An 18,532-nucleotide genomic window follows, 5' to 3' on the forward strand; every position below is an offset into this window, starting at 1 on the left:
CTCACTGCTGGTACGGCGCCGCCGCGGCCTTGGCGGCGGTGACCAGCGCGCCCTTGTTCTTCGGCCAGAACGTGCTGTCCACGCAGGTGTAACGCGGCAGGAAGCCACCGCAGGAGCCGCTCGAACCGCCGACCTCGAACGTCACGCTGGCGACACCCAGTTCGCCGTAGGTGAAGTCGTCGGTGGTGCCGGACGTGTCGTAGCCGACGGTCTCCTCGTTGGTGCCGACGAGGTAGCCGTTGGACGCGGAGTACTTCGCGCCGAGCTTGCGGTACTGGGCGTCGTTCGGCGAGGTGGCCTGGGTGAAGCCCCACGGGATGATGATGTCGTTGCCGTAGCTGTGCAGCGTGATCATCGTGCCCTTGGCGGTCGCGGGCGCCGGGTCGTTGTTCCCGGTGCCGCGCTGGTCCGGGTAGATCGCGCGGGCCAGCTTCTCCAGCGCCTGCACCTCCGGCTCCGAACCCGCGCTCACACCCTGGTAGGTCTCCGAGCAGGCGGAGTTGGAGTCGCCGCCCCACTTGAACGTCGAGTTGCGGTTGAGGTCGACGCCGATGTTCGTGCCGCTGCAGCCGCCGCGGGAGTTGTTCGCGTTCTTGCGCTGCAGCTTCGGGGAGTTCCCGCCGGACGCGACGATGTCGACGCCGTCGGGGTTGGCGATCGGCACCACCCACACCTCGGTGGTGTCCAGAATGGACTTCGCGGTGGCGTCGGTGGCGTAGCCGTCGGCGAGGTAGTCGATCCAGCGCCAGGCGAGCTCACCGGTCGACAGCTCGCGCGCGTGGATCTGGGCCATCAGGAAGAACTTCGGCTTCGTCGACGTCGTCGACAGCGTGCAGTCGCCGGCCTGCTTCTTGGTCAGGCAGATCGCCTGGACGTCGTGGCCGCCCTGACCCTTGGTCTTCTTCCACGACTGCCCGATCGTGTACTTCGTGGCCAGGTCGGGGTGCGCCGAAGCGACCTGCGCGAGGTGGTTCTCGTGCGCGGTGACGGTCCGGTACCCACCGTAGAAGGTGTCCGCCGCCAGGCTCTCCGTCCGCGCGGGCAGTTCCTTGTAGACGGTGTCGAAGTACGCGGGCCGGTAGCCGAGCGCCCGCAGCTTCGCGGCAACGGCTTGGCCGCCGACGACGTTGACGCTGCCGCCATCCCCCTCTTCGACGTCGAATCCGGCCGCGGCCAGCGCCTGCGCCTGGGTCGCGGTGGCCGGGACGCGCCAGAACACCGGCGTGTCCGCCGCCTGCGCGGTGGCGGTGCCGCCGAGCAAGGAGGTGAGCAGGACCCCGGACGCCGCGAGGGCGAGCCGGGACAAGGACCTTGACGCCATCGGGGGATCTCCTCACGCCGCACGGATGGAGGTCCGGTCGGAACCCGTGGTCACCGTACCGGCACGCACAGTGTGTCGGCCCGGCGCAAAGGGGTCATACCCCCGAAAGTCGCGAAAACCGCTCAGCCCGCGTCACGACGATCGCCTCTCCGAAAGTCGCGAAACGCCGAAGGGCGGCACCTCCCGGGGAGGTGCCGCCCTCAGGCAAACCCGTCCGCTACTTCTTCAGGCCGTGTTCGATCGCTTCGATGATCCGCGGCCGCAGCTCGGCCGCCGAGATGATCGCGTCCACCGAGCCGACCTCGACCGCTCGCTGGATGCTGTGCACCCGGTCGAACTCCGCCGCCACCTCGCTCACCTTCTCCGCGCGGACCGCCGACTGGACCTCCGCCAGCTGGGCGCTCAGCGACGCGCGGGCCGCGCCGTCGGCGGCCGCCGCCACCTGGGCCTGCAGGTCCGTTACGCGCGGGTCGTTCGCCGTGCGGTTGTTGACGTCGCCGGCGAACACCACCGCCGCCGCCGGAGCGCCGCCCAGCACCGAGGCGAACGAGCCCTCCAGGGCCAGGACCGTCATGTTCGGGTTGAGCGCCTTGGAGAACACCACGAACGCGCCGCCGTGGTACCGCGAAATCACGCAGAACACGATCGGTCCCTCGAAGTTGACGATCGCCCGGCCGATCTCCGCGCCGTACTCCAGCTGCAGCTTGCGCAGCGACTCCGGCGAGCCGTCGAAGCCCGACAGGTTCGCCAGCACCACCAGCGGCCGGTTGCCCGACGCCGCGTTGATCGCCCGCGCCGTCTTCTTCGACGACCGCGGGAACAGCGTGCCCGCGGTGTAGGTGTCCGGCCCGTCGGTGGGCGGGAAGCCGCGGCGGGGGACCGACCGCGACTCGATGCCGACCAGGCAGACCGGGCGGCCGCCGATGTGCACGTCCTGCACCGCCGCGGTGTCCGCGTCGGCCATGCCCGCCCAGCGCTCCAGCACCGGGTGGTCCTGGTCGGACAGCGCGCGCATCACCGTGCGGATGTCGAACGGCTTCTTGCGGTCCGGGTTGTGCTCGGCCGAGAAGATCTGGCCGACCGTCGTGAAGTCGCTGCCGACGATCGCGTGGGGGAACGACGAGACGTCCCGGGTGACCGGGTCGTTCGTGCCCACCTTGCGCGGACCGGCCTCGCCCGGCACCACGTACGTGTGGTCGTAGTGCGCCATCAGCACTTCCCGCGCGGCCGGCAGGTTCGGCGCCCAGTACTGCGCCTGGCCGTTCGGGCCCATCACGCGGTCGTAGCCGCCGATGCCGAAGTTGTCCTCGGCCGACACGCCGCCGGAGAAGTCGAGTGCCTGCTTGCCGGTGAGCACCATCGCCGAGTCCGGCGTCATCACCAGGATGCCCTTGGTGTGCATGAGCATCGTGGCTTCGGCGTTCCAGTACGGCTGGGCGCCGACGTTGATCCCGTTGACCACGATGTTGATCTCGCCGCCGTCCTGGGTGAACGTGACGATCCGCTTGAGCGCCGCGGCGACCCAGTCCATGTTCTCGGTGCCCGAGGACATCGAGATCCGGGCCCCCGACGACAGCGCGAACCACTCCAGCGGCACCTGCATCCGCTCGGCCAGGTCGAGCGCCGCGATGACGCGCGAGCACTCCGGCTCCGAGAGAGCGCCGAGCGACTTCGTCGGGTCGCCGAGCAGCACGACGCGGGTGACGCCCTCGGGGTGCCGCTCGGACGGGGTGGTGACGACACCCGCGATGATCGCCGCGGTGTTCTTGCCCTTCGGCCGGTCCACCGGCACCAGGACGCCCGAAGAATCCAGGTCGTGCTCGGCGAAGGTGCCACCCGGCCCGGCGAGGAGGTCGGTCAGCTCGTACGGGTAGACGTTGCCGCGCCGCGCCGCGCGCAGCACCTTCAGGCGGTAGTCGTCGAGGGGCTTCACCGGCTCGGTCGACGGCGCCTCGACGTGCAGCCGCGCACCGTGGCCGGGGTCGAGGGCGATCCGGACGGCGAGCTCGGTCAGCTTGCCCGCGTCCGTGCGCCGCCGCGCCAGGAACTGGACCTCCTCCAGCCCGGCGCCCACCGAGGTCGGCAGGATGCGCTGGACGAGGGTGTTGAGCTCCTCGGTGGTCAGGTCGGTCGGCGGCCAGACGTACATCATGATGCGGTTCGTGTCGAACCGCTTGTTCTGCGGCCGCTGCGCCTGGATGTTGCGGATCGCGTCGAGACAGGCGGTGACCGCGTCCTCGAGCGCCGGCAGCGCGACCAGCCGCCCGTCGGCCTCGCGCAGCGGCGTCAGGTCGCGGACCTGGCCCATCGCGATCAGCCGCTCGTCGGCCGGGTTGGTCTTCGCCGCGGCCTTGAACAGGTAGATCTCCTCGTCGGCCGAGGGCAGCCGGGTGAGGTCGAACTCGCGCAGCCGCTGCAGCTGCAGGCGCTGGGCGATCTGCGGGTGCAGGCCGCGGATCAGCCTGTTCTCGGTGAAGCCGACCCCCTCGCGTTCGAAGGTGAAGTGGTGGTGCATCACCGCGCCGCCGGTGCCGGCCACGGTGACCACGATCCGGCGCACGCCGGTGGGCAGCGGGCTGTCGGCGAGCAACGCGCCGAGCTGCTCCGCGGCCGCGTCGACCTCCGGCTGGTCTTCCCAGCGCAGGTACAGGTCGGCGACCGCACCATCGGTGGCCACCTCGCCGAGCGCGCGGAGAACGCCGGGCAGCTCGGCGATGTCGACGGCGGTGGTGACCAGCGGCAGCACGCCTTCGGGGGCGTTCAGCTCGGCGGTCAGCCAGCGGTGCCCGCCGGCTTCGCGCACGGCGACCCCGGAGAGCCGGCGGTTGCCGTAGTACCGGCGGGTCAGCACTTCCAGCAGCGGCGCGTGGTCGCGGCCCGGCCGCCCGATCCGCTGCCCGATCAGCCGGACCAGCGGCTGCGAGCCGGTGATCATGGCCTGGATCCGCTCGGCGCGGTCCGGCGCGTCCGGGTGCTGGTCGAGGTAGGTCAGCTCGGTGCGGACGGCGGCGTAGACGCGGGCGCGGTTGCGGCGCAGCAGCGGCTGGGCGAACCAGCGGAAGACCACGCCGCGGGCGAGGTCGGACACCGCGGGGAAGCGCACCTGCGTGGCTTCGACCAGGTGCTCCAGGGTGAGCCCGGCGCGTTCGCTGAGCGGCTCGGCCGGCGGCGCCCCGGCCAGCCACTGCCGCAGCAGCTCCGAGACGACCGCGACGTCGGCCGCCGTCCGCTGCTGGGCCAGGAAGATCCGGAAGACCGCGGCCTCCAGCTCCGGTGTGCGCTCCAAGTCGGTGACGCCGTAGTGCGCGAGGACGCGCTTGAGCTTCGCCTGGAAGCCCTCGGTGACGCCGGCGCGTTCGACGTCGAGGCTCTGCAGGTAGCTGTGGAAGAACTCGCGCGAGCTGTGCACCGGGCTGCCCGGTTCGGTGTCGAGTTCGCCGCCCGGGGTGTTGCGGCTGAGCTCGGACAGGTCGGCGAAGACGGTGAGCAGCTCCAGTTCGCCCTCGACCGGCCGGTTGCCCAGCTCGGCCCGGGCTTCCAGGTAGGTAGCGAGGAGCCGCTTGCGCTCGGCCGGCTCGACGTCGAAGCCGAGCAGCAGGCTGCGCAGGTCGTTCAGGCCGCGTTCGACGCGCTCGGCCGCGGAGACGCCGTCCGGCACCGAAGGCAGCTCGATCTCGACGGTCTCGGACTCGTCGGCCGCCTCGTCCTCGGCGCCGTCGGCCAGCGGTTCCAGGCGCATCAGCGGCGCGCCGGTCTCGACCTGGCTGCCGACGGACACCGGGCATTCGCGGACGCGGGCGCGGAACGGCGCGCGCAGCACCGTCTCCATCTTCATGCTCTCCAGCACGAGGATCGGCGCGTTCGCCTCGACCTCGTCACCGACGGACAGCGGCGTGGCGACGACCAGCGCGGGCGCGGGGGAACGGACGACGCCGCCCTCGTCGCGGCTGATGCGGTGGGTGACGCCGTCGACCTCGACGAGGTGGATCGGGCCGTGGGTCGCCGAAACCAGCCGGAAGCGCCGCCCGTTGACCAGGATCTGGCCGCTGTGGGCGTCGAAGCGGTCGATCTCGATGTCGGCGTGGTGGACGTCGGACGCGCCGGCCGAGATCCCCACGCGGAACCGGGTCCGCCCGGCCCGGGCGACGGAGACGCGGTAGCCGACGCCCCGGAGCTTCAGGTCGAGCGGGCGGCTCTCGTGCTGCACCTGCGGGCGGCCGCCGTGCGCGGTGGCCAGCAGCCGCTGGACGGAGACCTCTTCTTCGTCCTGGTAGGCCTCGATGGCGGCCGCGGCGAGCGCGATCGCGGAGTGCCGGTGGGTGACCAGGCGGCCCTCGGCGCGGACGCGGTCGATCCAGCCGGTGTCGGCGCTGGCGTCGATCACCTCGGGCTGGTCGAGCAGGTCGAGCACGAAGCTCTTGTTGGTCGCGCCACCCTCGATGATCACCGTGGTTTCGGCCATCGCGCGGCGCAGCCGGCCGAGGGCCTCGTCGCGGTCGCGGCCGTAGGCGATGATCTTGGCGATCATCGAGTCGAAGTCGGCCGGGATGGTGTCGCCCTCGCTGACGCCGGTGTCGACGCGGATGCCGGGGCCGGCGGGCAGGGCCAGCCGCGCGATGCGGCCGGGGGAGGGGGCGAAGTCGCGGTCGGGGTCTTCGGCGTTGAGGCGGGCCTCGATGGCGTGCCCGCTCTCGGCCGGCTGATCGCCCTCGAGCTTGCCGCCGCCGGCCACGTGCAGCTGCAGCTTGACCAGGTCGGTGCCGGTGGTGATCTCGGTGATCGGGTGCTCGACCTGCAGGCGGGTGTTGACCTCGAGGAAGGCGAACAGCTTCTCGCCCGGGTGGTACAGGAATTCGACGGTGCACGCGCCGCGGTAGCCCACCGCCACCGCGAGCCGTTCCGCCGACGTCTTCAGCTCGGCCGTCTGCGGCGGCGAGAGGACCGGGGAGGCCGACTCCTCGATGATCTTCTGGTTGCGCCGCTGCACCGAGCAGTCGCGGACGCCGAGCGCCCACGCCGTCGCGCCGTCGGAGATGACCTGGACCTCGACGTGCCGGGCGCCGGTGACCAGGCGCTCCAGGAACACGACGCCGGAGCCGAACGCGCGCAGCGCTTCGGAGCTGGTGCGCTCGTAGGCGTCGGCGAGGTCCTCGCCGGAGGCGACCATGCGGATGCCGCGCCCGCCGCCGCCCGCGGTGGCCTTGAGCATCAGCGGGTAGCCGATCCGCTCGCCGGCCGCCAGCGCGTCTTCGAGCGTGGCGACTTCGCCGCGGCTCCACGGCGCCACCGGCACGCCGACCTCTTCGGCGATCAGCTTCGCGCCGATCTTGTCGCCGAGCTTGCGCATCGCGTCCGCGCTCGGTCCGACGAAGGTGACGCCGACCTTCTCGCACAGCTCCGCGAAGGCCGGGTCCTCGGCCACGAACCCCCAGCCGACCCAGGCGGCGTCGGCCTTCGTCTCGACCAGCGCCCGCTCGAGCTTGGCCAGGTCGAGGTAGGGGCGAGCCGAGGCCGGGCCCAGGTCGTAGGCCAGATCCGCCTCGCGGACGAACGTGGCGGTGCGATCGGCGTCGGTGTAGAGGGCGACCGTCTCGATCCGCGTCCCGGTTTCCGCCGACAGATCCCGGACGGCGTGGATGAGCCGCATCGCGGCCTCTCCGCGGTTGACGATGGCGACACGACTGAACACCGGCTGAGCCTCCCAAGTACCACGCGCAGAAGGCGACGTACCTGTCCTGGAACGTCGCCTGCACTTGTCTACACCCTGGTGGATGACCGGGGCCGGGACCAATGTCCGCGATGGCGCATGCCGAGGCGGCTGAGTTGTGGGAACCCCACAAAAAGCGACCCGCACCACACCGTGCGGACCCGCTTTCACGCGAGGTTCGCGACAAAGCACCCTGCGGGCGCGCGAACGGCAGGTGACGCGGGAGCGATCAGGAGGCGAGCAGGACGTCGGACTCCAGGACCTGCCCCAGCTCGCGGCGCTCGGCTTCCGACAGGGGGACGGCGGCCACGTCGCACCGGCCGTCCGGCCCCGGCGCGGTGGTGACCACCAGCACGGGCCGCCCGTCGATCTCACGCAGGGTGACGCGGCCCCCGCAGGCGAGGTCGACGGTGACGCCGGGACGCTCGCGATGCCTGCCCAGCCAGCGGCTGACGAAATCGAAGGTCATCGCGGTCTCCCTCGGTACGGCGCGCTCCCCCTGGAGCACAGGTGTCGCTGACTGATGCCCCGGATACCGCCGATCTACACCCGATCGTGCGAAACCGACGGGCCGGCACCCCCCGACGTGGTGCCGGCCCGCCCGGTTCGCGCCGGTCAGCGCAGGGGCGCCTCCAGGACGTACCGCTTCGCGAGCCCGGCACCGCAGTCGACCTCGACGGTCCGCCGGACGACCGGGGTGCCGTCGTCGCCGCGCAGCGCGTAACCGACCGCCGTCGAGTCCGGGATCGTGCGGATCTCGGCGGGCACGCGGCCGCCGGCCGAAAGCCGGCGCAGCAGCCGCTGCAGCGGCGCGTCGAGTGCTTCGTCCACAGTGGACGGATCGCGGGTGGCCGCGCCGGCCGAGGGCGGCGCGGTGGGCGCGCCTTCGGTCAGCCGCTCGACCTCGCGGGTGGCGTCGACGATCGTCGTCACCGTGCCGCCGCCGTCGATGCCGACCCGCACCTCGCCGAGGCCCGGCGTGACGACCGGGTGGCCGTCGACCAGCTGCGTGAACACCACGTGCGTCTCGCGCACCCGCGGGTCGGCGACGTCGTCGGCGGTGCCGCCGGCGTGGTACTGGTGGCGCACCTTGTCGGCGACCAGGTCGACGCGGTCGGCCAGGCCGAACGTCTCGATGGCGTCCTGGGCGATCCGGACGGCTTCGTCCGCGCTCGGCGCGTCCCGGCCGGTGCCGTCGGCGTCGGCGAAGGTGATCTCGCGGACGCCGCGGTGGTCGACGCTCAGCCGCGGGCCGCCCTGGCCGTCGCCCAGCACGACGCCGTGCGGGCCCATCGCGTCGTCCGGCACCCCGCCGCCGAGCCGGACGCCGTAGTGGCCGGCCAGCTCGGCCAGCCGCACGGCCGAAAGCCGCGGCGGCGCGAACCGGGCGGTCCGCGCCGAGCCCGGCAGCTCCAGCTCCGGCGCCCGGATGCTCTTGGCGGCGTCGTACCAGGTCCACCACCACCAGTTCTTCGACGCGGCGGCGCTCGAGAAGGACCCTTCGTTCCACAGCCGGTCCTGCGCCTCGGCCTGCGTCGCCCCGCACGCGACGACCGAGGGCGCCTGGTGGTGGTCGATGTCCCAGGACGCGTCCAGCCACGCCTTGCCGAACTTGTGGCCGTTGCCGTTCCACTTGCTGAAGAAATAGGCGCCGTAGTTCGGGCTGTCGACGCTGGTCGTCTCGAAGCCGAAGATCATCCGCAGGCCGAGGTTGGCCGTGTCCCACGTGCGGATCGGGCTGTTGCCGTCGCCGATGCGCAGCGAGAGGCAGGTGGAGAAGAACAGGTAGCGCGCGACTTCGTTGCCCAGCCGCATGTCGGCCGAGCTCGCCCAGGCCGACCCGCCCCAGGTGCCGCCCATGGGCATCCAGAAGACGCCGTTCCCGTCCATGGTCCCGTGCCCGGAGTGGTACTCGGCGACGCAGGCGTCGAAGCCGTAGGTGCCCTGCCAGTCGTCGTACTGCTCGCCGTAGATCCACGACAGCACGCCGCCGTCGGTGTACCAGTAGTTCGGTGCGGCGAACTGCTTGACGTAATTGTAGAAACCGCCCGCGTCCTCGTGGGTGTAGGAAAGGTCGTTCATCCCGGGCGGGAAGTCCTCGATGGAGCAGACGCCGTACCGGTTCGCGCCCCGATCGGCGGCGACGCCGGTCCCGGAGCCGAACGGATCGGCCGAGGTCAGCACCCGTGCGCCGGCGGCCGCGCCCGGTGGCGCGGTGACCGCGCCGTTCTTCAGCAGTGCCATGATTCCTCCCCGTGGGTGGCAGAATGCAGCGATCGGACGGTAGTCGTCACCGCGGTGAAAACATTCGGATACATCTTTTTGCCACACCTTCAGCGCAATTTTTTCAGCGCTGCACCGATTCCGTGGAGTATTTTTGCGCGGAGCCCGGATCCGGTCGGCCCGCACCGGCCACAGTGGACATCACCGCTACGGGCAGGGCCGGGTTGGCCGCGGCGGCGGTGCCGACCCGCTCGTCGGAGTGGCCCAGAAGATCCACAATGGACTCCGCGGGCAGGCCCGGGTGCCGGGCGAGCGCGCGCAGGGCGCGGACCGGCGCGCCGGGGAGCAGCGCGCGGGCCAGGCCGGCCGGGCAGTGCGGGTGCGCCGCGATCCGGGCGGCGACCGTCGCGCCGTGGCGGGCGAGGGTCCGCAGCTGCGCCGGGCTCAGGCCGGGGTTCGCCGCGACGGCTCGCGCGACACCGGCGTCCGGGTCTTCGGCGAACCGGGCGACGAGGTCGGCCGGCAGGTCCGGGCGGGCCGCCGCGAGCCGTCTGACCTGAGCCGCGGCGGAACCGGCGAGCGTCCGCAGCTCGGCTTCGGTGGCGGTGGCGACGCGCGGCACGAGCGCTCGCCCGACCTTGGTCTCGAGCGCCAGCTCCGCCAGCAGCCCGAGCGGGACGCGCGGGTTCCGCGCGGCCGCCTGCCGGATCTCCCGGCTGCGATCGCGGGCGAGCAGCGGCGGCAGGAACGCGACGGCGGCGGGGTTGCTCGCGAGGTCCCAGCGGACGCCCGGCAATGCGTCCTCGGCGAGTCTCGCGTAGACGTCGCCGGCGAGGTCGGTGCGGGACGCCATCCGCCAGCGAACCAGCTCGGGCGCGTCGGCGGGGAGGATTTCCGGTGGGGTGGCCGGGTTTCCGGCCAGGGTGGCGAGCAGGTCGATGGGCGCCGCCCCCGGTTTCCATGCTACCGGCGACCACCGACAGGATTCGGCTTCGCCCGCGATGCGGCGCAGGAGGTCCGCGGGTGACTGTTCGTTGGCGGCCAAAGCCAAGCGGACGTCCCAGCGGTGATCCGCGGCCAGCCGTGCGGTCGGTCGCTGGCAGCGCGCCGCCGAGGTGACGACGTCGAGGTCCGGGTCCGCGGCCAGGAGGTCGACGACCGGCTCGGGGAGCGGGCACCGGGTGCTCAGCTCGGCGCGGATCACCGGGTCGGGGTCGCGGGCCAGCCGGTCGAACCAGGCCGGGTCCGCGTCCGGGTGCTCCAGCACCGCCAGCCCGCGCCAGGGATCGCCGGACGGGACGTCGGCCGGGGTGAGCAGGCCACTGTCGAGCAACGGGTACCACACGCCCGCGCCGCAGCGGGCCGCGAGCACCCCGGCGTGGTCCCGGGTGAGGTCCCCGCGGGCGGCGAGGGCCGGCCCCACTTCGTCGTCGGCGGTCGCGACCAGGTGGTCGAGCAGGGGAGCGGGCAGGGCGGGGTTGGCGGCCAGGCCGCGCCGCAACGGGGTCATCGTCTTCTCCGAACGCTCCGCCCGGTGCGGAACAGCGCAGGATCGCGGAAGTCCCGCGGCGCCGCAACCGGTTTGGTGGCCAGAATGGCGGGATGAAACTGGAGCAGGTGGCGTCGGCCGCGCGGCGGATCTTTTCGGCCCGGCTCGTCTACGGCGATCCGGTCGAGCGGGACGGCGTCGTCGTCATCCCCGCCGCGGCCGTCTACGGCGGCGGCGGTGGTGGCGGCGGCGGAGACGACGCACCGGCCGGGCGGGAGGGCGCCGGCTTCGGGGTGATCGCCCGGCCCGCCGGCGCCTTCGTCGTCCGCGACGGCGCGGTCACCTGGGTTCCCGCCGTCGATGTCACGCGGCTCGGGCTGGCCGCCGCCGTCACCGTCGTCGCCCTCGCGAAGATCCTGGCGAAGCGCGCCGAGCCCTGACCGGGGTCCGGCGAAAGTTCACCGCCGGTTGGTGTCCGAGCCGGCCTGGTGCGCCTAGCGTCGGGTGCGGAGGTGCGCATGAATCCTGGGGACTTCGGCCGGCGGACGCTGCTGCGGGCCGGTGGGGCGGCGGCGGCCGCGGGGATGCTGCCCGGCGTGGCGTTCGCCGATCAGCCGGGCGGCTCGGGCAGCCGGACCCGGACCGTCACCGGCACGCTGAAACCGGACGTGCCGGACTGGTACTACCTGCCCGTCGACGTCCCGCGCGGGGTGCGGCAGATCGACGTCGTGTACTCCTACGACCGGCCGCCCGTGCCGGCCGGCACCCGCGGGAACGCCTGCGACATCGGCATCTTCGGCCCCGAAGGCCACGACCTCGGCAACGCGCGCGGCTTCCGCGGCTGGTCCGGCGGATTCCGCGACCGGTTCTCGATCAGCGCGTCCGAAGCCACCCCCGGCTACCTCGCCGGCCCGATCAGGCCCGGCCGGTGGCACGTCATCCTCGGCCCGTACACCGTGGCGCCGCAGGGGCTGAACTACCGGGTGGACGTCACGCTCACCTTCGGCCCGGACGGCACCCCGGTCAAGCCGAACCCGGCGCCGGAGACCGCGCCCGCCCGCGAACGCGGCCGCGCCTGGTACCGCGGTGACAGCCACCTGCACACGGTCCACTCCGACGGCCGCCGCACGCCGGAGCAGCTCGTCGCCGACGCCCGGGCCGCCGGGCTCGACTTCATCGTCTCCACCGACCACAACACCTCCAGCTCGCAGCTGGTCTGGGGCGACCACGCCACCGACGACCTGCTGATCCTCAACGGCGAAGAGGTGACGACCCGGTCCGGGCACTGGCCCGCGATCGGCCTGCCCGCCGGCACCTGGATCGACTGGCGCTACCGCGCGGCCGACCCGCGGGACTTCCGGCGCTTCACCGACCAGGTGCACCGGGCCGGCGGCCTGGTCACCGCGGCGCACCCGTTCGCCAACTGCTTCGGCTGCACCTACGAATTCGCCTACGACATCGCCGACCTCGTCGAGGTGTGGAACGGCCCCTGGACGCAGGACGACGAGGCGAGCGTCATCCACTGGGACGGGCTCCTGCGCGGCGGCCGCTTCATCCCGGCGATCGGCGACTCCGACGCGCACAACCCGGACCAGCGCGTGGCCCTGCCGCACACCGTCGTGCTCGCCGGCCGGCTGCGCCGCCAGGAACTCCTGGCCGGGCTGGCGGCCGGGCGTTCGTGGCTGGCGGAATCGGCGTCGGTGCAGCTGGACTTCACCGTCTCGGGCGGCGGCGCGAGCGCGGGCATCGGCGAGCGGCTCGCCGCGGGCACCGGGACACCGGTGACGGTCAAGGCGGTCGTTGCCGGCGTGCCGGGGACGACGGTGACGTTCCTCGACCAGCTCGGCCCGGAGCACACCGAGCCGATCGACGACTCCGGCGCGGCCACCGTCACCTGGACGACGTACCCGCGCTACAGCCGCTGGGTGCGGGTCGAGGTCCGTCGCCCGTCCGGCGGCCCGAACACCACGGTGCCGAACGCCATGGTGGCGATGTCCAACCCGATCTTCCTCGGCGCCGCCCACTGAACCCCGCCCGGCGCACCGCGTCCTCCTATTGGGCAGACTGGTGCGAACGGGTGAAGGGGAGGCAGGGTGCGCGGTTGTGGCCTGAAGCTGGCCATGGTCCTGGTGGCGGTCGTCGTGCTGGCCGCCGGGATCATCGTGGTGGTGGCGTACACGCGCGGTGAGATCCGGACGCCGGGGTGCACGGTGGGGCGGCCGGGGGACAAGGCGTCCAGCTCCACGTTCACCCCGGAGCAGATGAACAACGCGGCGACGATCGCGGCGGTCGGCACCAAGCTCGGGCTGCCCGCCCACGCGGCGACGGTCGCGCTGGCAACGGCGTTGCAGGAGTCGAAGCTGCGCAACCTCGAGGGCGGTGACCGCGACTCGGTCGGGCTGTTCCAGCAGCGGCCCAGCCAGGGCTGGGGCACGATCGCCCAGCTGCGCGACCCGGTCTACGCGGCGACGGAGTTCTACGAGAAGCTCGAGAAGCTGTCGAACTGGGAGGCGCTGCCGATCACCGAGGCCGCGCAGGCGGTCCAGCGGTCGGGTGCCCCGGACGCGTACGCGCAGTGGGAGGCGCAGTCCCGCACCATGGCGGCGGCGTTCAACGGCCAGTTCCCGGCCGCGCTGACCTGCCGCAACCTGACCCTGGCGGCGCCCGCGGACGTCGCCGCGACGGCGACGGCGGAGCTGGGCACGGCCACCCTCAGCGGCCCTCACCCGGCGGCCCAGGGCTGGACGTACGCGACCTGGCTGGTCGGCCGCGCGGAGGCGCTGGGCGTGGACAAGGTGAGCTTCGCGGGCCAGACGTGGACGGCGGAATCGGGCGCCTGGACCCAGGACCCGGCGGCGGGCCAGGACCTTTCCCTGCACCAGACCGCGGCGGCCCAGGTCAGCGAGTAGCCGGGGCGGCCCAACCGGCCAAGCGGCTAGTGTCGCGCGTCGCAAGTTGTGTGACGTCCGGGAAGAGCGCCCCAATGTGGCCTTCGGTGCGTTGAACGCACCGAAGGCCACATTGGGTGCGTTCAACGCAACCAAGGCCACATTGGGGCGCTCGGGGACCGGGCCGCTGTCACTGAACTTCGGACGCGCGACACTAGGCGGCTCAAGCGGCCGAGCGGCTCAAGCGGCCCGAGGGCCCAAGGGGCCAAGCGGCCCGACCGGCCCAACCGGGCCAGGCGGCCCGACCGGCCCACGTGGCCGAGCGGCTCAAGCGGCCTGAGCGGCCTGAGCGGCCCAAGGGGCCAAGCGGCCCGACCGGCCCGACCGGGCCAAGCGGCCCAACCGGGCCAGGCGGCCCGAGCGGCCCACGTGGCCGAGCGGCTCAAGCGGCCGAGCGGGCCAGGCGGCCCGGGCGCCCCGAGCAGCCCAGGCAGCTCAAGCGGCCGAGGCGGCCCGAGGGGTCGAGCGGCCCGAGCTGCCCACGCGGCCGAGCGGCTCAACCGGCCAAGCGGGCCAAGCGGCCAAACCAGCCCGAGCGAGCCAGGCGGCTCGAGCGGCCCAGGCGCCTGAGCGGGCCAGGCTGCCCAGGTGGTCGAAGCGGCCCGAGCCAGGCGGCCCGAGCGCCTGAGCGGCCCAGGCGGTCCAGGCGGTCCAGGGGGCCCAAGTGGCCGAAGCGGCCCGAGGGAGCCAGGCGCCCGAGCGGCCAAGCGGCCAAGGCGGCCTCGGGGCGCTCGGCGTCAGCGAGTCGCGGCGGCCCAGCGGACCGCCGGGCCCATTGCCCAGCCCGCGCCCGCGAACACCGCCCCCAGCACGAGCCACCCCGCGATGCCCCCGCCGACCACCACCGTGCTCAGCAGGACCGGGCCGACCGCGCGGGCCACGGACGTCCCGGTGCCGAAGAAGCCCTGGTACTCGCCCTGCTTGTCCGCCGGCGCCAGCGCGAAGCCGATCTCCCACGAGCCCGCCGACTGGAGCAGCTCGCCGAGCACCTGCACCAGCGCCCCCGCGACGAGCACCGCGAACGCCACCGCCGGGGACGTCCCCAGTGCCGACAGCGCGAACGCCACGCACGAAGCCAGGAGCACCACGCCCGACCGGCGCACCATCCGCGACGCCGACCCGAGCGAGGACAGCCGCCCCGCCACGCGGACCTGCAGGACCACCACCACGATCGTGTTGAGCACGAACAGCGCCGACACCGTCCAGCCCGGCGCCGCGGTGTGGTCGACGATCCACAGCGGGATCGCAACGCTCAGCAGCGGCATGCGCAGCAGCAGGATCGCGTTGAGCAGCGTCACCAGCGCGTACGGCCGGTCGCGCAGCACGGCGGACTTCGGTGCTCCCGGGCGCCCCGAAGAGCGCGGGGCCGCCGGGAGCCGGTGCAGCAGCGCCGCCGTCACCGCGAAGGCCGCCGCGTCGAGGACGAACACCGTCAAGTACGCCGAGGCCGTGTCGGCCGAGAGGGCGAGGCCGCCCAGGCCGGCGCCGACGGCGAGCCCGGCGTTGCCCGCGGACTGCAGGTGGGCCCGGATGCGCGTCCGCCGCTCCGGATCGGCCAGCGCGGCCAGCAGCGCCTGGCGGACCGCGGCCAGCCCGGTCTGGCAGCTGCCGTAGAGGCACGCGGCCAGCACGAACAGCACCGGCGAGCGCACGACGAGGAACGCCAGGATCGACGTGCCCGTCGCCAGCGCCAGCAGCATCGCCGCGCCGCGGGCGCCGTGGCGGTCGGCGAGGCGCCCGAGCGGCACCCCCGCGACCGAGCCCACCGCCCAGCCGAGCGTGAGCCCGAGTCCCACCTGCGCCGGCGTGAGCCCGGCGATCCGCGTGAAGAACAGCGCCGAGCAGGTCAGGAACGCGCCGTCGCCGAGCGAGCCGGCCAGCTGGGCGGCGGCGAGCAGACGGCCGGGGCGCCGGGTCTTCGGACGTTCGAGGAGCGCTGTCATGGGAAGAACGGTAGAGCGGTCTTTGGCCTGATCCCAGATCCAATTCCGACCAACCGGATTGGGCCAATGTAGCCTCGCCGGATGGACTTCCACGTCAGCCTGGCCGGCCGCGGCGACCTCAGCGTCCGCATCTACCGCCAGCTGCGCGACGCCGTCCTGGACGGCAGGCTGCGCGCGGGGGAGCGGCTGCCGCCGACCCGGGAGCTCGCGCGGCGCCTGGCCGTCTCGCGCAACACCGTCGCGGTCGCCTACGACCGCCTCACCGCCGACGGTTTCCTCACCGGCCGCGTCGGCGCCGGAACATACGTCAGCGGGGAACTCCCGACGCCGAAACCGCGCACCGCGCCGTCGGAAAAGGGGCCGCAGCCGAAGGCGGTGTGGCGGTCGCTGCCGGCCCCGGCCGCCGTGGCTCCCGCCCCGGTGTTCGACTTCCGCGTGGGCATCCCCGACGCCACGCTGTTCCCGCTGGACACCTGGCGCCGCCTGCTCGCGCGGGAACTGCGGGACACCGCCGGGTTCGCGCACTACGCCGAACCCGGCGGCCACCCCGGCCTGCGCGCGGCGATCGCCCGGCACGTCGGCGTCTCGCGCTCGGTCCGCGCCGGCGCCGACGACGTGCTCGTCACCCAAGGCGCGCAGCAGGCCCTGGATCTGCTCTGCCGCGTGCTGCTCGAACCCGGCGACCGCGTCGCCATCGAGGAGCCCGGTTACCGGATGGCGAAGCAGCTGTTCGCCTCGCACGGCGCCGACGTCGTCGGCGTGCCGGTGGACGGCGAAGGGCTCGACGTCGCCGCGCTGCCGCCGCGCACGAAACTGGTCTACGTCACGCCGTCGCACCAGTTCCCGCTCGGCACGCCGATGTCCCTCGCCCGCCGCACGGCGCTGCTGGCGTGGGCGGCGCGCGCCGGCGCGGTCGTCGTCGAGGACGACTACGACAGCGAGTTCCGGTTCTCCGACCGGCCCCTGGAACCGTTGCAGAGCCTGGACCGCGACGGCCGCGTGGCCTACGTCGGCTCGTTCTCGAAGACGCTGCTTCCCATGCTGCGCCTGGGTTTCCTGGTCGCCCCGGCCTCACTGCGCGACGCGCTGCACCACGCCCGGCAGCTGTCGGGCTGGCACGGCGACCTGCCCGCGCAGGCCGCGCTGGCCGGGTTCATCGACGAAGGCCTGTTCGCCCGGCACCTCCGCCGCGCGACGAAGGTCTACGCGGAGCGCCACGAGCGCATCACCGCGACCCTGGAGCGGGTTTTCGCGGGCCGGCTCAGCCCGGTGCCGTCGGCGGCGGGCCTGCACCTGTGCGCCCTGGCCGAGGACGGCACGGACCTGGAGCCGATCGTGGCCCGCGCGGCCGCGGCCGGGGCGGCGATCCAGACGCTTTCCGACCTGTGCGGCGGTTTCCCGCGCCAAGGCGTGGTCCTCGGCTACGGCTCGATCCCGCCGGCCGGGATCGACGCCGGGCTCGCGGTGCTGGACGAGGCCTGGGGCTCGGTGTAGTGGTCCGTGCGCCGCCGGGTGGCGATCAGCAAACCGCCGGCGCTCGTCAGTGCCGCCGTGGCCAGGATCAGCAGCCAGCCCCGCCGGAAGTCCGCCAGGTCCGGCGTCCCGGCGAAGACGGCGACCAGCACCGCCGTGCCCAGGACCGTGCCGATCTGCCGGGCCGTGTTCACCATCGAGGAGCCCGCGCCCCAGCGGGGCGGCGGCAGGACCGTGCCCACCACGCCCGAAAGGCTCGGCAGGATCAGCCCGACGCCGAGGCCGGTCAGCAGCTGGCCCGGCAGCATCGACGCGACGTAGCCGGGCACCGATCCCATGTTCAGCACCCAGATCAGCACGCCGGCTCCGAACGCGACGCCGCCGAGGGCGACCACCGGGCCCGGCCCGAAGCGGTGCACGAACCGGCCGCCGAGGATCGACACCGGCACCACCACCAGCGGGCCCGGCGCCAGGGACAGCCCGGCCACCAGGATCGAGTCGTGCCAAATCGACGTCAGGAACAGCACGTTGCCGAACAGCATCGCCGCGAACCCGGCGGCGAACACGCCGGTGGTCAGGCAGGCCAGCCACAACGTCGGGACGCGCAGGGCCGGCAGGTCCAGCACCGGCACCGGATGCCGCGCCGAGCGCAGCGGGACCCAGGCCAGCGCGACGGCGGCCACCGCGAACGCCAGCAGCACCGGTGGCGCGCCCCAGCCGCGGCCGGGCGCCTCGACCAGCGCGTACGCCGATGCGCCGACGCCCACCAGCAGCCCGGCGGCGCCGAGGACGTCCGGGACACCGGTGGCGGTGTCCCGCGACTCGCGCAGCACCCGCGGCCCGGCCAGCAGGGTCGCCGCGCAGATCGGCAGGTTGACCAGGAACACCCAGCGCCAGGACGCCTCGACGAGCAGGCCGCCGACCGGCGGGCCGAGGGCCGCGGCCGCCGCGCCCACCGACGCCCAGACCCCGACCGCCATCGGCCGCCGGTGCGGCGGGAACGCCGTCAGCAGCAGCGCCAGCGATGTCGGCATGACGAGCGCGGCGCCGATCGCCTGCACCGCGCGGAAGGCGATCAGCACGGGGATCGACGGCGCGGCCGCGCAGGCCGCCGAAGCGAGGGTGAACACCGCCACGCCGGCGAGGAACAACCGGCGGCGGCCGTAGCGGTCGGCCAGCCGCCCGGCCGGGGCGAGGCAGGCGGCGAACAGCACCGTGTAGCCGTTGAGCACCCACGACAGCGTCGCCAGGTCGTCGCCGGGGAACGCGGCCCGGATGCCGGGGAAGGCGATCGTGACGATGAAGGTGTCCAGGCTCGCGAGGAACGCGGCCGTCGAGACGACGAGCAGCACGAGGCCGGGCTTCGGCGCGCTGGGGGGCATGGTCCTCCTAGGTTCGAAAAAGCAACCTAGCTGGACAGAGTGGGTC

The 18,532-nt window shown here is 73.5% G+C and carries 11 protein-coding genes; 4 read left to right on the plus strand and 7 right to left on the minus strand.

The features are described 5' to 3' along the window. Position 1: 1 nt before the first annotated feature. The 5 genes from AB0M30_RS04980 to AB0M30_RS05000 all read right to left on the minus strand — a co-directional run bounded on the left by AB0M30_RS04980 (position 2) and on the right by AB0M30_RS05000 (position 10,761). Positions 2-1,321: a M14 family zinc carboxypeptidase gene (locus tag AB0M30_RS04980; RefSeq protein WP_364579961.1), complete on the minus strand. Its 1,320-nt coding sequence runs from the start codon at positions 1,319-1,321 to the stop codon at positions 2-4. A gap of 217 nt (positions 1,322-1,538) precedes the next feature. Continuing rightward, a complete protein-coding gene (locus AB0M30_RS04985; RefSeq protein ID WP_364579964.1) occupies positions 1,539-7,010 on the minus strand; it encodes a biotin carboxylase N-terminal domain-containing protein in 5,472 nt (1,823 codons plus the stop codon). A gap of 247 nt (positions 7,011-7,257) precedes the next feature. Then, positions 7,258-7,497: a hypothetical protein gene (locus AB0M30_RS04990; RefSeq protein ID WP_103338869.1), complete on the minus strand. Its 240-nt coding sequence runs from the start codon at positions 7,495-7,497 to the stop codon at positions 7,258-7,260. A gap of 146 nt (positions 7,498-7,643) precedes the next feature. After that, positions 7,644-9,272 carry a DUF6345 domain-containing protein gene (locus tag AB0M30_RS04995; RefSeq protein ID WP_364579967.1) on the minus strand — a complete coding sequence of 543 codons (1,629 nt, stop codon included), beginning with the start codon at positions 9,270-9,272 and terminating at the stop codon, positions 7,644-7,646. Between the two features lie 103 nt (positions 9,273-9,375). Continuing rightward, entirely contained in the window at positions 9,376-10,761 is a 1,386-nt protein-coding gene (locus AB0M30_RS05000; RefSeq protein WP_364579970.1) for a hypothetical protein, read from the minus strand. A 92-nt stretch (positions 10,762-10,853) separates the two neighbouring features. Between AB0M30_RS05000 and AB0M30_RS05005 the strand changes: the two genes are divergently transcribed. The 3 genes from AB0M30_RS05005 (at position 10,854) to AB0M30_RS05015 (ending at position 13,649) form a co-directional block, all read left to right on the plus strand. Then, positions 10,854-11,180, plus strand: a complete 327-nt coding sequence (locus AB0M30_RS05005; protein WP_364579973.1) for a hypothetical protein — start codon at positions 10,854-10,856, stop codon at positions 11,178-11,180. Between the two features lie 78 nt (positions 11,181-11,258). Next, the gene (locus AB0M30_RS05010) at positions 11,259-12,767 is read left to right on the plus strand and encodes a CehA/McbA family metallohydrolase (protein WP_364579976.1); all 1,509 of its coding nucleotides are present in this window, start codon (positions 11,259-11,261) and stop codon (positions 12,765-12,767) included. 93 nt (positions 12,768-12,860) lie between these two features. Further along, entirely contained in the window at positions 12,861-13,649 is a 789-nt protein-coding gene (locus tag AB0M30_RS05015; RefSeq protein ID WP_364580497.1) for a hypothetical protein, read from the plus strand. 776 nt (positions 13,650-14,425) lie between these two features. On the opposite strand, the gene AB0M30_RS05020 is transcribed toward AB0M30_RS05015, so the two are convergent. Further along, positions 14,426-15,631 (minus strand): MFS transporter, encoded by a 1,206-nt coding sequence (locus tag AB0M30_RS05020; RefSeq protein WP_364579978.1) that lies wholly within the window; start codon positions 15,629-15,631, stop codon positions 14,426-14,428. Positions 15,632-15,712: 81 nt separating this feature from the next. Between AB0M30_RS05020 and AB0M30_RS05025 the strand changes: the two genes are divergently transcribed. Beyond that, entirely contained in the window at positions 15,713-17,125 is a 1,413-nt protein-coding gene (locus AB0M30_RS05025) for a PLP-dependent aminotransferase family protein (RefSeq protein WP_364579981.1), read from the plus strand. Here AB0M30_RS05025 and AB0M30_RS05030 read toward each other — a convergent pair. Continuing rightward, complete coding sequence (locus AB0M30_RS05030) at positions 17,053-18,486, minus strand: MFS transporter (protein WP_364579984.1); 1,434 nt, start codon at positions 18,484-18,486, stop codon at positions 17,053-17,055. The two genes, AB0M30_RS05025 and AB0M30_RS05030, sit on opposite strands and share 73 nt — an antisense overlap. Between the last annotated feature and the right edge of the window lie 46 nt (positions 18,487-18,532).

It is taken from the genome of Amycolatopsis sp. NPDC051716, assembly GCF_040681595.1.
Lineage (GTDB): Bacteria > Actinomycetota > Actinomycetes > Mycobacteriales > Pseudonocardiaceae > Amycolatopsis.

Bases quoted from the DNA above. Each gene is read 5' to 3' on its own strand.
- AB0M30_RS04980 (WP_364579961.1), bottom strand. From the start codon at position 1,321: ATGGCGTCAAGGTCCTTGTCCCGGCTCGCCCTCGCGGCGTCCGGGGTC.
- AB0M30_RS04990 (WP_103338869.1), bottom strand. From the start codon at position 7,497: ATGACCTTCGATTTCGTCAGCCGCTGGCTGGGCAGGCATCGCGAGCGT.
- AB0M30_RS04995 (WP_364579967.1), bottom strand. From the start codon at position 9,272: ATGGCACTGCTGAAGAACGGCGCGGTCACCGCGCCACCGGGCGCGGCC.
- AB0M30_RS05000 (WP_364579970.1), bottom strand. From the start codon at position 10,761: ATGACCCCGTTGCGGCGCGGCCTGGCCGCCAACCCCGCCCTGCCCGCT.
- AB0M30_RS05005 (WP_364579973.1), top strand. From the start codon at position 10,854: ATGAAACTGGAGCAGGTGGCGTCGGCCGCGCGGCGGATCTTTTCGGCC.
- AB0M30_RS05010 (WP_364579976.1), top strand. From the start codon at position 11,259: ATGAATCCTGGGGACTTCGGCCGGCGGACGCTGCTGCGGGCCGGTGGG.
- AB0M30_RS05015 (WP_364580497.1), top strand. From the start codon at position 12,861: ATGGTCCTGGTGGCGGTCGTCGTGCTGGCCGCCGGGATCATCGTGGTG.
- AB0M30_RS05020 (WP_364579978.1), bottom strand. From the start codon at position 15,631: ATGACAGCGCTCCTCGAACGTCCGAAGACCCGGCGCCCCGGCCGTCTG.
- AB0M30_RS05025 (WP_364579981.1), top strand. From the start codon at position 15,713: ATGGACTTCCACGTCAGCCTGGCCGGCCGCGGCGACCTCAGCGTCCGC.
- AB0M30_RS05030 (WP_364579984.1), bottom strand. From the start codon at position 18,486: ATGCCCCCCAGCGCGCCGAAGCCCGGCCTCGTGCTGCTCGTCGTCTCG.